Consider the following 13,019-nt stretch of genomic DNA (forward strand, 5'->3'; position numbering starts at 1 on the left):
CTCGGGCCCATGGCCGCGCGGGGTCGTCCCGGTGACGACCCCCGCGGTCCCGTAGGACCTGTCCGACGCCCGCCCCGACTTCAGACCCCGCTTCCGGGGCGGGCGTCGGACGGAACCGCTGCCGACAGGGCAGCGGACTTACCCATGTTCACCTTGTAGGCCTTGTGCGTAGGCCCCGACCCCCGGGGCCCGGCACATTCCTCCGCGCTGGTCTCAAGCGCGGCATCCCCGCCGGTCAGGCGGCGAAGGAGATGGTTCACGTGTCCGCTACGCCCGTGCTGGCGTTGCGCGGAGTCTCCAAGCGATTCGGTGCGGTGCAGGCACTCACCGACGTCGAGCTGGAGGTCCACGCCGGTGAAGTGGTCGCCCTGGTGGGCGACAACGGCGCCGGAAAGTCCACCCTGGTCAAGACCATCGCGGGTGTCCACCCCATCGATGAGGGCGTCATCGAGTGGCAGGGCGACCCGGTCAAGATCAACAAGCCGCACGACGCCCAGGGTCTCGGTGTCGCGACGGTCTACCAGGACCTCGCGCTCTGCGACAACCTCGACGTCGTCGGCAACCTCTACCTCGGTCGCGAACTGCTGCACCGGGGCGTCATCGACGAGGTGACGATGGAGAAGAACTCCCGGGAGCTGCTGTCCACGCTCTCCATCCGGATCCCGAGCGTACGGATCCCGATCGCGAGCCTCTCCGGCGGTCAGCGCCAGGTCGTCGCCATCGCCCGCGCCCTCATCGGTGACCCCAAGCTCGTCATCCTGGACGAGCCCACCGCCGCCCTCGGCGTCGAGCAGACCGCGCAGGTCCTCGACCTGGTCGAACGGCTGCGTGAGCGCAACCTCGCCGTCATCCTCATCAGCCACAACATGGCCGATGTCAAGGCGGTCGCGGACACCGTCGCGGTCCTGCGCCTGGGCAAGAACAACGGCTCCTTCTCCGTGAAGGACACCAGCCACGAAGAGATCATCGCCGCGATCACCGGTGCCACGGACAACGCCGTGACCCGTCGCGCGGAGCGGCGCACCACGGAGGCGGCAAAGTGAGTGACACGTCCAAGACCGTGAAGAGCGATTCCGCGACCGCCGGCGAGGGCCAGACCACGGTCGCCCCCGCCGACGACCCCACGGCGGCGCCGGTCACCGTCGTCGACCCGCGTCTGCTGGTCCGCGAAGAGGGCCTCAAGGGTTATGTCACCGAGTTCAAGCGCAAGGTGAAGGGCGGCGAGCTGGGCTCGCTGCCGGTGGTCATCGGTCTGATCGTCATCTGGACGATCTTCCAGCTTCAGAACGATCGTTTCCTCAGCGCCGACAACCTCTCGAACATCAGCTACTTCCTCTCGGCCACCGGCATGCTCGCCATCGGCCTGGTGTTCGTACTGCTGCTCGGTGAGATCGACCTGTCCGTGGGTTCGGTCAGCGGTCTGGCCTCGACCCTGTTCGCCGTGTTCGCGGTGAACGAGGGCATGAACTCCTGGTTGGCGCTGGTCCTCGCGGTCATCACCGGTCTCGCCATCGGCGCGCTGCACGGCTGGTTCTTCGCCAAGATCGGCGTACCCGCGTTCGTCGTCACCCTGGCCGGTTTCCTCGGCTGGAACGGTCTGATGCTGTGGCTGCTGGGTGAGAGCGGCACCATCAACATCCCCTCCGACGAGGGCCCGGTCCGTCTGCTCGGCCAGAGCTCCTTCTTCATGGACCAGGCCATCATCGGCGCGTACATCCTGGCGGGCCTCGCCGTGGCGCTCTCCCTCGTCGGCAACTTCAACGAGCAGCGCCGTCGTCGGGCCGCGGGCGTGCCGTTCCGGCCGACCAGCGAGATCCTGCTGCGCGTCGGCGCGCTCGCGTTGGTCTCCTTCGCCGCCGCCGCCGTGCTCAACAACGCGTCCGGTGTCTCCAACGCGCTGGTGATCTTCCTCGCGGCGCTGGTGATCGTGGACTTCGTCCTGCGTCGTACGACCTACGGCCGTCAGGTGTTCGCGGTCGGCGGTGGCATCGAGGCGGCCCGCCGGGCCGGTATCAACGTGCCGATGATCCGGATCACCGTGTTCGCCATCTCCGGTGGCTTCGCGGCGATCGGCGGCATGTTCTTCGCCGGCCAGACCGCGAGCGCGACGCTGTCCGCCGGTGGCGGCAACACGCTGATGCTCGCGATCGCCGCGGCCGTCATCGGCGGCACCAGCCTCTTCGGCGGGCGCGGGTCGGTGTGGTCGGCGCTGCTGGGCATGCTGGTGATCCAGTCGATCCAGACCGGTCTCGACCTGCTGAACATGAACACCTCGATCCAGTACATGATCACGGGTGCGGTGCTGCTGGGTGCGGTGGTCATCGACTCCGTCAGCCGCAAGAGCCAGAAGGCGGCGGGGCGCGCGTAGCCGCTTTGCGGAGGGGCGCCGTCGGGATGCCTGTCCGTCGCCGGCTGCGGGTCGTTGGTGGCTGGTCGCGCAGTTCCTCGCGCCCCTGACGGGGCGCCAGCTGCCCCAGATCGAACAAGTGCCCGGCGTCGATTTCGACGCCGGGCACTTCTGCTTGTTGTCGGACGTTTCGTACGGGTACGTCTGCGCAGGATGGTTTACGGCCGTTCGTGTGACACGGGACCCGACCGCCCGGCCGTCGGCCCGGTGCGCGGAAGATTAGACTTCGACGAGCCCGGTAACGCTCGAACAGCACTATCGCAAGGAGGCACGGGTGCCGCTGCTGACCCGCATCAGGGGACCGCGCGATCTGGACCGGCTCAGCCTGGAGGAGTTGGACCAGCTGGCGGAGGAGATCCGGACCTTCCTCGTGGAGGCGGTGTCGAAGACCGGCGGTCACCTCGGCCCCAACCTCGGCGTGGTCGAGCTCACCATCGCCCTGCACCGGGTCTTCGACTCGCCCAAGGACAAGGTGCTGTGGGACACGGGCCACCAGTCCTACGTCCACAAGCTGCTGACCGGCCGCCAGGACTTCTCCAAGCTGAAGATGAAGGGCGGCCTGTCCGGCTACCCCTCGCAGGCCGAGTCCGAGCACGACGTCATCGAGAACAGCCACGCCTCCACGGTGCTGGGCTGGGCCGACGGCCTCGCGAAGGCCAACCAGGTGCTCGAACGCGACGACCACGTGGTCGCGGTCATCGGTGACGGCGCGCTGACCGGCGGTATGGCCTGGGAGGCGCTCAACAACATCGCCGACGCCAAGGACCGCCCCCTGGTCATCGTCGTCAACGACAACGAGCGCTCGTACGCGCCGACCATCGGCGGCCTCGCCAACCACCTGGCCACGCTGCGCACGACGGACGGCTACGAGCGCTTCCTCGCCCGCGGCAAGGACCTGCTGGAGCGCACCCCGGTCGTCGGCCGGCCGCTCTACGAGACGCTGCACGGCGCGAAGAAGGGCCTGAAGGACTTCATCGCCCCCCAGGGCATGTTCGAGGACCTCGGCCTGAAGTACGTCGGTCCGATCGACGGGCACGACATCGAGGCCCTGGAGTCCGCCCTGTCGCGCGCCAAGCGCTTCGGCGGGCCGGTCATCGTGCACTGCCTCACCGAGAAGGGCCGCGGCTACCAGCCCGCCCTCCAGGACGAGGCCGACCGCTTCCACGCCGTCGGCAAGATCCACCCGGACACCGGTCTGCCCATCGCCTCCTCCGGCGCCGACTGGACCTCGGTCTTCGGCGAGGAGATGGTGAAGCTCGGCAAGGAGCGCGAGGACATTGTCGCCATCACGGCGGCCATGCTCCAGCCGGTCGGACTCGACAAGTTCGCCAAGGCCTTCCCCGAGCGGGTGTACGACGTCGGCATCGCCGAGCAGCACGGCGCGGTCTCGGCGGCGGGCCTCGCCACCGGGGGACTGCACCCCGTCTTCGCGGTGTACGCCACCTTCCTCAACCGCGCCTTCGACCAGGTCCTGATGGATGTCGCCCTCCACAAGTGCGGTGTGACGTTCGTCCTGGACCGGGCCGGTGTCACCGGCACCGACGGCGCCTCCCACAACGGCATGTGGGACATGTCGATCCTCCAGGTCGTACCGGGGCTCAGGCTGGCCGCGCCGCGCGACGCCGACCAGGTCCGCGCCCAGCTGCGCGAGGCCGTCGAGGTCACCGACGCGCCGACCGTGGTGCGCTTCTCCAAGGGCGCCGTCGGCCCCGCCGTACCCGCGCTGCGCCGGGTCGGCGGCATGGACGTGCTGCGCGAGCCCGGCACCGACACCCCGGACGTCCTCCTCGTCTCCGTCGGCGCCCTCGCGCCGATGTGCCTGGAGGTCGCCGACCTGCTCGACAAGCAGGGCATCACCACGACGGTCGTCGACCCCCGCTGGGTCAAGCCCGTCGACGAGCACATGGCGCCGCTCGCCGACAAGCACCGCGTGGTCGTCACCGTCGAGGACAACTCCCGCGTCGGAGGCGTCGGCTCGGCCGTCGCCCAGGCACTGCGCGACGCCGGCGTGGACATCCCGCTGCGCGACTTCGGCATCCCGCCGCGCTTCCTCGACCACGCCTCCCGCGCCGAGATCCTGGCCGAGATCGGGCTCACCGCGCCCGACATCGCCCGCCAGGTCACCGGGTTGGTCTCCAAGCTCGACGGCCGCCTCGACGACGCGCCCGCCGAGGCGGAACCGGCGCGCGACTGACCCACCCGTTCGGCCCGATCGGGCCGGTTTCACCATCCTTTACGGTGGTGAGACCGGCCCATTCGCGTGAAACCGCTCGCGCCGGGGCATACGCTCTCCCAGCTCTCGGCTTCGCTCGACCCGGGGGGACCCCCATCGCCCCCTCTCGATCATGTCGAGGACGACAAGCGTGGGAGGTACGCCCGTGAGCAGCACACTCTTCCGGACGAAGAAGGTGGAGCAGTCCATCCTCGATACCGAGGAGCCAGAGCACGCGCTCAAGAAATCCTTGTCCGCGCTGGATCTGACCGTCTTCGGCGTCGGTGTCATCATCGGCACCGGCATCTTCGTCCTCACCGGCACGGTGGCCAAGAACAACGCCGGTCCCGCCGTCGCCCTCGCCTTCGTCGTGGCCGGCGTCGTCTGCGCGCTCGCCGCCCTCTGCTACGCGGAGTTCGCCTCCACGGTCCCGGTCGCCGGATCCGCGTACACCTTCTCGTACGCCTCACTCGGGGAACTGCCCGCCTGGATCATCGGCTGGGACCTGGTGCTGGAGTTCGCGCTGGGGACGGCGGTGGTGGCCGTCGGCTGGTCCGGCTACATCCACTCGCTGATGGACAACGCCGGCTGGGACCTGCCGGCCGCACTCGGCACGAGGGACGGGGCCGACGGCTTCGGCTTCGACATCCTCGCCGCCGCTCTCGTCCTGATCCTCACCGCCATCCTCGTGGCAGGCACCAAGCTCTCCGCGCGGGTCACCTCGGTCGTCGTCGCCATCAAGGTGACCGTCGTCCTCACCGTGATCATCGCGGGCGCCTTCTTCGTCACCGCCGACAACTACGACCCGTTCATCCCCAAGGCGCAGGAGGTACCGGCAGGCGACAGTCTCCAGTCCCCGCTGATCCAGCTGCTGTTCGGCTGGGCGCCCGCCAACTTCGGGGTGATGGGCATCTTCACGGCCGCCTCCGTCGTCTTCTTCGCGTTCATCGGCTTCGACGTCGTCGCCACGGCCGCCGAGGAGACGAGGAACCCGCAGCGCGACATGCCCCGGGGCATCCTCGGCTCACTGCTGATCTGCACCACGCTGTACGTGGCGGTCTCGATCGTCGTCACCGGCATGCAGCACTACACCGACCTGTCGGTGACCGCGCCGCTCGCCGACGCGTTCAAGGCCACCGGGCATCCGTGGTTCGCCGGCTTCATCAGCTTCGGCGCCGCCGTCGGTCTGACGACCGTGTGCATGATCCTGCTGCTCGGTCAGACCCGGGTGTTCTTCGCGATGAGCCGCGACGGACTGCTGCCGCGCTTCTTCTCCCACGTCCACCCCCGGTTCAAGACCCCGCACCGGCCGACCATCCTGCTCGGTGTGGTCATCGCGATCGTCGCGGGCTTCACCCCGCTGAGCGAGCTGGCCGAGCTGGTGAACATCGGCACGCTGTTCGCCTTCGTGGTCGTCGCCATCGGTGTCGTCATCCTCCGTCGGACCCGGCCCGACCTGCACCGCGCGTTCCGCACGCCCTGGGTGCCGGTCATCCCGATCCTCTCGGTGTGCGCCTCGCTGTGGCTGATGCTCAACCTGCCCGCCGAGACCTGGCTCCGGTTCGCGGCCTGGATGGCCCTCGGCATCGTCGTCTACTTCGTCTACGGCCGCTCGCACAGCCGGCTCGCACGTCCCGAGAAGACGCCCGCGGGCGGGGTCGGGGGGCCGCCGGGAAGCGGCACCCCGTAGCCGACGGGGCGGGCCTCTGTCCCGCTCTCCGGCCCCGTGCCTCCCGCTTCCGGCGGGAGGCACGGGGCCGGAGGCGTGCGGTACCAGAGTCGGTCCCTCGCCCGACGGACCGACGGCCCGACGGACGGCTGGTCAGGCGTCCCCGCGCACCGTCCGCGGTCCGGCCACCTCGGCGCCCAACTCGCCGACTCTGCGCCGCAGTTCACGGTCGGCGGTGACCACGAGGCAGGGGCGGTCGCGCGCCTCCTCGGCGACGAGTTCCACGATGCGGTCGTCACCGCTGCGGGGCGCCGCCTCGACCCGTACGCCGGGCACCGGCTCCACACCCCGGGCCGCGCCCTCGACGACCATCACGAGCTCGACGGGACCGTTTCGGCCGGGGACCCCGTCCCGGGCCAGACGGTCGCGCAGCCGCTCCGCCGCGCCGCGCCGGTCGCGCCACCAGCCGTCGGGGACGGAGCCGATGACATTGGCGGCGTCGACGATCACGAGCAGAGGCGCGTCCATGGGGGACAGGGTCGCACGCCGGGCGGCCGGGCCGGGTGGCGAAACGTTGATCCTATGATGGGGTCCGCTCGGTCTTCCGCCTGTCGTGCGAGAAGGCGGCCGGGGAGCCGCGCCGAGCGTCGTCGGAAGGGGCGGGGCACGTCATGCGGACCAGATCCGGGCGCGGTGCCGCCCAGGGGGCGGCGACCGGCATCTCGGCCGGCGGCGCGAGCGCGCCGCACCGGGCCGAGACCACGCTCGCCGGCTCCTGGCTGACCCTCGGCAAGGACGGCAGGCTCACCGCGTACGCCCGTGCCCGCACGGGGCTGTTGCGCTGGACGCAGGCACGGCCCGGCGGCGCCGAGTGGACCGGGCCGGACCTCTTCCCCGTGTCGGGGCTGACCGACCTCCACGTCGTGCAGGGCGCGGACACCTATGTGCACTTCCTCGGCCGCCGTGAGGTGCCCAAGGACGACGGCCCGCCCGCCGTGGACGTCGTGCACGCCATCCAGTACCAGACCGGACGGCCCGTCACCGAGTGGCGTTCGCTGGGCAATCCGCACAAGGACGCGGCGAAGGCGGCGCGCTTCGGCAGGCCCACCGGCGCGGTGAGCGCCGGCGGCAACGTCCATGTCTTCGCCCGCAACGCGGGTGGCGGCGTCATGCTGCGCCGGGAGCTGTCGGGCGGCAAGTGGAGCGCTTGGACCGACCTCAAGGGGCGCCTGGTGCGGGAGCCGGTGGCGGTGGTCGCCCACGCGTCCGGGCACGTCGAGGCGCTGGCCGGCGGCCAGGACCTGGTCATGCGCTGGACGCAGGAGAAGCCGGACGGGAACTTCGGCCAGGCGCCCACCGTGCCGCTGTCCGTGGCCCCCGGCAGCGCGGTGGGGCTGGAGACCGGGCCCGGCCGGGCGACGTACTACTGGACCGACCCGGAGACCGGAAGCGTCGTCGCGTACCGGCCGGGCGGCCCGGTGATCCCGCTCGACGGGGCCCCGGCCGAGGGGCCGGTCGCCGTGCTGAGGGTGCCGCTCGACGGGTACGACTGCACGGTCCTGGCCCGTCGCGACGGCGAGGGGCGGGTCCTGCTGGCGGCCTGCGGCACGGAGAACGAGGAGGCCGGGGTCTGGTGGGCGCGGACCCGCGAACGCTGCGTGGGGACGCCGGCGTTGGCCCGGGACGCCCATGGGCGGGTGGTGCTCGGTGTGGTCGACACGGGGGGCGCGTTGCGCATAGCCCGGCAGAACGACGAGACGGGCCTGGCGTTGGCGCCGTCGGCGGCGGTCTGACGGGGCGTTCGCGCCCGCGTGTCCGCCCGCGCGTGTCAGCTCACGCCGTATGCGCTCACGCCGTATGCGCCCACGCGGTGTTGCGCCCACGCGTCTGCCGGGGACGCTGGTTCTGCGGGTGCGGGTGCGGGTGCGGGTGCGGGTGCGGGTTCGTGGAGGGTTGCTCGCGCAGTTCCCCGCGCCCCTTGCGGGGCCGGTACGGGAAGAGGGCCCCCGCCCGCAGGCGGAGGCCCTCAGCCGTGTCGATGGGTCACGCGGGGACCGAAGCCACCCCGGGCTCGAGGAACTTCTTGCCGTTGACCCGCTCGCTGACGCCCTCGCGGTCCAGGTACGGCGTGATGCCGCCCAGGTGGAAGGGCCAGCCGGCGCCGGTGATCAGGCAGAGGTCGATGTCCTGCGCCTCGGCGACGACACCCTCGTCGAGCATGAGCCCGATCTCCTGGGCGACGGCGTCGAGCACACGGGCCCGCACCTGCTCCTCGGACAGGACGGAGTCGCCCTGCTTGAGGAGGGCCGCGACCTCGGGGTCCAGCTCCGGCTTGCCGGAGTCGTAGACGTAGAAGCCGCGCTTGCCGGCCTTGACGACCGCCGCGAGGTTCTCGGAGACGGTGAAGCGGTCCGGGAAGGCCCGGTTGAGGGTCTCCGAGACGTGCAGGCCGATGGCCGGGCCGACCAGCTCCAGGAGGACCAGCGGCGACATCGGCAGACCCAGCGGCTCGACCGCCTTCTCCGCCACGGCCACCGGCGTGCCCTCGTCGATGACGTTCTGGATCTCGCCCATGAAGCGGGTGAGGATGCGGTTCACGACGAACGCCGGGGCGTCCTTCACGAGCACCGCGGTCTTCTTCAGCTTCTTGGCGACGGCGAAGGCCGTGGCGAGCGAGGCGTCGTCCGTCCGCTCGCCCCGGACGATCTCCAGGAGCGGCAGGATCGCGACCGGGTTGAAGAAGTGGAAGCCGACGACCCGCTCGGGGTTCTTCAGCTTCGACGCCATCTCGGTCACCGACAGCGAGGAGGTGTTGGTGGCGAGGATCGCGTGCGCCGGGGCGACCGCCTCGACCTCCGCGAACACCTGCTGCTTGACGCCGATCTCCTCGAAGACGGCCTCGATGATGAAGTCGGCGTCGGAGAAGCCCTCGGCCTTGTCCAGGACACCGGTGACCAGGGCCTTGAGGCGGTTGGCCTTGTCCTGGTTGACGCGGCCCTTGAGCAGCAGCTTGTCGATCTCGGCGTGGACGTAGCCCACGCCCTTGTCGACGCGCTCCTGGTCGATGTCGGTCAGCACGACCGGCACCTCCAGGCGACGCAGGAAGAGCAGCGCGAGCTGGGAGGCCATCAGACCGGCGCCGACGACACCGACCTTGGTGACCGGACGGGCCAGGTTCTTGTCCGGGGCACCGGCGGGGCGCTTGCCGCGCTTCTGCACCAGGTTGAAGGCGTAGATGCCGGCGCGCAGCTCGCCACCCATGATCAGGTCGGCGAGGGCGACGTCCTCGGCGTCGAAGCCCTGCTGGAGGTCGCCGTTCTTCGAGGCGGCGATGATGTCCAGCGCGCGGTACGCGGCCGGGGCGGCCCCGTGCACCTTGGAGTCCGCGATGAAGCGGCCCTTGGCGACGGCCTGGTCCCAGGCCTCGCCGCGGTCGATGGCCGGACGGTCGACGACGATCTCGCCCTTGAGGACGGACGCCGTCCAGATCAGCGACTGCTCCAGGAAGTCCGCGCCCTCGAAGATCGCGTCCGCGATGCCGAGGTCGTAGACCTGCTCGCCCTTGAGCTGCTTGTTCTGGTTGAGGCTGTTCTCGATGATCACCGAGACGGCCTTGTCGGCACCGATCAGGTTCGGCAGGATCGTGCAGCCGCCCCATCCCGGGACCAGGCCCAGGAACACCTCGGGGAGCGAGAACGCCGGGAGGGCCGCGGAGACGGTCCGGTACGAGCAGTGCAGACCGACCTCGACGCCACCGCCCATCGCGGCACCGTTGTAGTACGCGAAGGTCGGCACGGCGAGCGCGGACAGGCGCTTGAAGACCTCGTGGCCGCCCTTGCCGATGGCGAGCGCGTGCTCGTGCTCCTTGAGCAGTTCGACGCCCTTGAGGTCGGCGCCGACGGCGAAGATGAACGGCTTGCCGGTGACACCGACACCGACGATCTCGCCGGCCGCGGCTTCCTTCTCGACCTGGTCGATGGCGGTGTTCAGGTTCGCCAGCGACGCCGGGCCGAAGGTGGTCGGCTTGGTGTGGTCGAAGCCGTTGTCGAGCGTGATGAGCGCGAAGCGCCCGGCGCCTGACGGCAGGTCGAGGTGGCGTACGTGCGCGGACGTCACGACCTCGTCGGGGAACAGCTCGGCCGCGCCCTTGAGAAGCTCAGCGGTGGTGCTCACTTGTCGCCTCCGGCGTCCTTGTGGTGCGGGTTCTCCCAGATCACGGTGGCGCCCATGCCGAAGCCGACGCACATGGTGGTGAGGCCGTAGCGGACCTCCGGCTGCTCCTCGAACTGGCGGGCGAGCTGCGTCATCAGACGCACACCCGAGGAGGCCAGCGGGTGACCGAAGGCGATGGCGCCGCCGTACTGGTTGACGCGCGCGTCGTCGTCGGCGATGCCGTAGTGCTCCAGGAAGGCGAGCACCTGCACGGCGAAGGCCTCGTTGATCTCGAACAGGCCGATGTCGTCGATGGACAGGCCCGCCTGGGCGAGCGCCTTCTCCGTCGCCGGGATCGGGCCGTAGCCCATGACCTCCGGCTCGACACCCGCGAAGGAGTACGAGACGAGGCGCATCTTGACCGGGAGGTTGTTCTCGCGGGCGAAGTCCTCGGAGGCGATCAGCGAGGCGGTGGCGCCGTCGTTGAGACCGGCCGCGTTACCGGCGGTGACCCTGCCGTGGACCCGGAACGGGGTCTTGAGGCCGGTCAGGTTCTCGATGGTCGTGCCGGGCCGCATCGGCTCGTCGGCGGTGACCAGGCCCCAGCCCGTCTCACCGGCCTCCGCGTTGGTGCGGCGCACCGAGATCGGCACCAGGTCGGCCTGGATCTTGCCGTTGGCGTACGCCTTGGCGGCCTTCTCCTGCGAGCGCACGGCGTACTCGTCGGCGCGCTGCTTGGTGATCGTCGGGTACCGGTCGTGCAGGTTCTCGGCGGTCATGCCCATGAACAGGGCGGACTCGTCGACCAGCTTCTCGCTGACGAACCGCGGGTTCGGGTCGACGCCCTCACCCATCGGGTGGCGGCCCATGTGCTCGACACCACCGGCGATGGCGACGTCGTACGCGCCGAAGGCCACGGAACCGGCGACCGAGGTGACGGCGGTCAGGGCGCCGGCGCACATGCGGTCGATGGAGTAACCGGGCACCGACTGCGGCAGACCCGCGAGGATGCCGGCCGTACGGCCGATGGTGAGGCCCTGGTCACCGATCTGCGTGGTCGCGGCGATGGCGACCTCGTCGATCTTCGAGGGCTCCAGACCGGGGTTGCGGCGCAGCAGCTCCCGGATCGCCTTCACGACGAGGTCGTCGGCGCGGGTCTCGTGGTAGATGCCCTTCGGGCCCGCCTTGCCGAACGGGGTGCGGACGCCGTCGACGAAGACGACTTCCTTGACGGTACGAGGCACGATGGCTCTCCTCCAGAGGTGCGGGACGGCACTGCTGCGACGCGCAACCGCTGAGCGCGCGCTCAGGCCCATGCTACTTGCGAGTAACAGTGCTGCCCACCCCTGGGGAGGGGAGCGGCGAACGTCACACGGGTTCCGCATGTTACCGACGGTTACAGTAGCCATCCTAGAGGCGCGAGGCTGTATCGACATGCGGCTCCGCCGCGCGGGCGTGACCAGCCGCCACGCACCGCGGTCCCGTACGGCGCTCAAGGGGCAGTCGCAGTGGACCCCCGAGGAACCAGCACGGGCGTAGCCACCGGATGCGAATCCCCGCCCCCGCCGATCACCTCGAACAACGTCCGCGCCACCTCCGCCCCGAACCCGTGCACGTCATGACTCATCGCGGACAGCGTCGGCCGCGTCAGCCGGCACAACTGCGAGTCGTCCCACGCCAGCAACGACACCTCCTCCGGCACCCGCAGCCCCATCTCCGCCGCCACCGACAACCCCGCCACCGCCATGATGTCGTTGTCGTAGACGATCGCCGTAGGGCGATCACCCCCCGCACCGGTCAGCAGCGACCGCGTCGCCCGCGCCCCCGCCTCCCCCGAGAAGTCGGTCGCCACCTGTCGGGCTCCGGCCAGCCGCAACTCCCGCGCCACCTGGTCGAACGCCGCCGTGCGAATGGCCGTGTGCCCCAGCGCGGCCGCGCCCCCCACCCGTGCGATCCGTCGATGCCCCAGCGCCGCCAGATACCGCACCGCCTCCGTCACGGCGGTCGCGTCGTCCGTCCAGACCGACGTGAGCCCGCCGGTCAGCGAGGGATGCCCGACGGCCACCGCCGGCACCCCCAGCCGCCCGACCGCGGCCACTCTGGGGTCGTCCGCGCGGAAGTCGACCAGGATCGACCCGCTGACCTGCCGCCCCCGCCACCACGCGTCCTGGAGCCCCACCTCCTCCTCCAGGTTCCGCACCAGCCGCAGCAACAGCGAGCAGGACCGCTCGGTCAGCACGCTCTCCACGCCGGAGACGAACTCCATGTAGAACGGTTCGAGCCCGAGCTGTCTGGCGGGCCGGCAGATCGCCAGCCCCACCACGTCGACCCGCTGACTCGACAGCGACCGCGCCGCCAGGTTGGGCGCCCAGCCGAGCTCCCGCGCCGCCGCGAAGATCCGGTCCCGCGTCGCGTCGGACAGCCCCGGCTTCCGGTTGAACGCGAGCGACACCGCCCCCTTGGACACCCCGGCGAGCGCCGCGACGTCCTTGATGGTCACGCGCGGGGTCGGCGCCGGGGGCGGGCCAGGCGGCGGGGTCGGCGCCGGGGACGGGCCCGGAGGCGAGGGCGGTGGTGGA

9 protein-coding genes are annotated in these 13,019 nt (G+C 70.7%); 5 read left to right on the forward strand and 4 right to left on the reverse strand.

All coding sequences use genetic code 11. The features are described 5' to 3' along the window. Positions 1-251: 251 nt before the first annotated feature. The 4 genes from GWK25_RS11710 to GWK25_RS11725 all read left to right on the forward strand — a co-directional run bounded on the left by GWK25_RS11710 (position 252) and on the right by GWK25_RS11725 (position 6,309). Positions 252-1,043 carry an ATP-binding cassette domain-containing protein gene (locus GWK25_RS11710; RefSeq protein WP_184900491.1) on the forward strand — a complete coding sequence of 264 codons (792 nt, stop codon included), beginning with the start codon at positions 252-254 and terminating at the stop codon, positions 1,041-1,043. After that, the gene (locus tag GWK25_RS11715) at positions 1,040-2,368 is read left to right on the forward strand and encodes a sugar ABC transporter permease (RefSeq protein WP_215449745.1); all 1,329 of its coding nucleotides are present in this window, start codon (positions 1,040-1,042) and stop codon (positions 2,366-2,368) included. Before GWK25_RS11710 ends, GWK25_RS11715 begins: the two co-directional genes overlap by 4 nt. Positions 2,369-2,681: 313 nt before the next feature. Beyond that, positions 2,682-4,601: a 1-deoxy-D-xylulose-5-phosphate synthase gene (gene dxs / locus GWK25_RS11720; protein WP_215449746.1), complete on the forward strand. Its 1,920-nt coding sequence runs from the start codon at positions 2,682-2,684 to the stop codon at positions 4,599-4,601. Positions 4,602-4,785: 184 nt separating this feature from the next. After that, a complete protein-coding gene (locus GWK25_RS11725) occupies positions 4,786-6,309 on the forward strand; it encodes an amino acid permease (RefSeq protein WP_215449747.1) in 1,524 nt (507 codons plus the stop codon). A 132-nt stretch (positions 6,310-6,441) separates the two neighbouring features. Here GWK25_RS11725 and GWK25_RS11730 read toward each other — a convergent pair whose 3' ends face one another. Then, entirely contained in the window at positions 6,442-6,816 is a 375-nt protein-coding gene (locus GWK25_RS11730) for an NTP pyrophosphohydrolase (protein WP_215449748.1), read from the reverse strand. A 143-nt stretch (positions 6,817-6,959) separates the two neighbouring features. Between GWK25_RS11730 and GWK25_RS11735 the strand changes: the two genes are divergently transcribed. Further along, positions 6,960-8,081: a hypothetical protein gene (locus GWK25_RS11735; RefSeq protein ID WP_215449749.1), complete on the forward strand. Its 1,122-nt coding sequence runs from the start codon at positions 6,960-6,962 to the stop codon at positions 8,079-8,081. Positions 8,082-8,331: 250 nt separating this feature from the next. Here GWK25_RS11735 and GWK25_RS11740 read toward each other — a convergent pair whose 3' ends face one another. The 3 genes from GWK25_RS11740 to GWK25_RS11750 form a co-directional block, all read right to left on the reverse strand. Further along, positions 8,332-10,461 carry a 3-hydroxyacyl-CoA dehydrogenase NAD-binding domain-containing protein gene (locus GWK25_RS11740; RefSeq protein WP_215449750.1) on the reverse strand — a complete coding sequence of 710 codons (2,130 nt, stop codon included), beginning with the start codon at positions 10,459-10,461 and terminating at the stop codon, positions 8,332-8,334. Beyond that, a complete protein-coding gene (locus GWK25_RS11745) occupies positions 10,458-11,684 on the reverse strand; it encodes an acetyl-CoA C-acyltransferase (protein WP_215449751.1) in 1,227 nt (408 codons plus the stop codon). Before GWK25_RS11745 ends, GWK25_RS11740 begins: the two co-directional genes overlap by 4 nt. 248 nt (positions 11,685-11,932) lie before the next feature. Further along, entirely contained in the window at positions 11,933-12,940 is a 1,008-nt protein-coding gene (locus tag GWK25_RS11750; protein ID WP_215449752.1) for a LacI family DNA-binding transcriptional regulator, read from the reverse strand. Positions 12,941-13,019 lie beyond the last annotated feature (79 nt).

Source organism: Streptomyces sp. ATCC 21386, from assembly GCF_018728545.1.
Lineage (GTDB): Bacteria > Actinomycetota > Actinomycetes > Streptomycetales > Streptomycetaceae > Streptomyces.

Excerpts from the sequence above, each read along its gene's own strand:
- GWK25_RS11710 (WP_184900491.1), top strand. The coding sequence starts at position 252 with ATGGTTCACGTGTCCGCTACGCCCGTGCTGGCGTTGCGCGGAGTCTCC.
- GWK25_RS11730 (WP_215449748.1), bottom strand. The coding sequence starts at position 6,816 with ATGGACGCGCCTCTGCTCGTGATCGTCGACGCCGCCAATGTCATCGGC.
- GWK25_RS11735 (WP_215449749.1), top strand. The coding sequence starts at position 6,960 with ATGCGGACCAGATCCGGGCGCGGTGCCGCCCAGGGGGCGGCGACCGGC.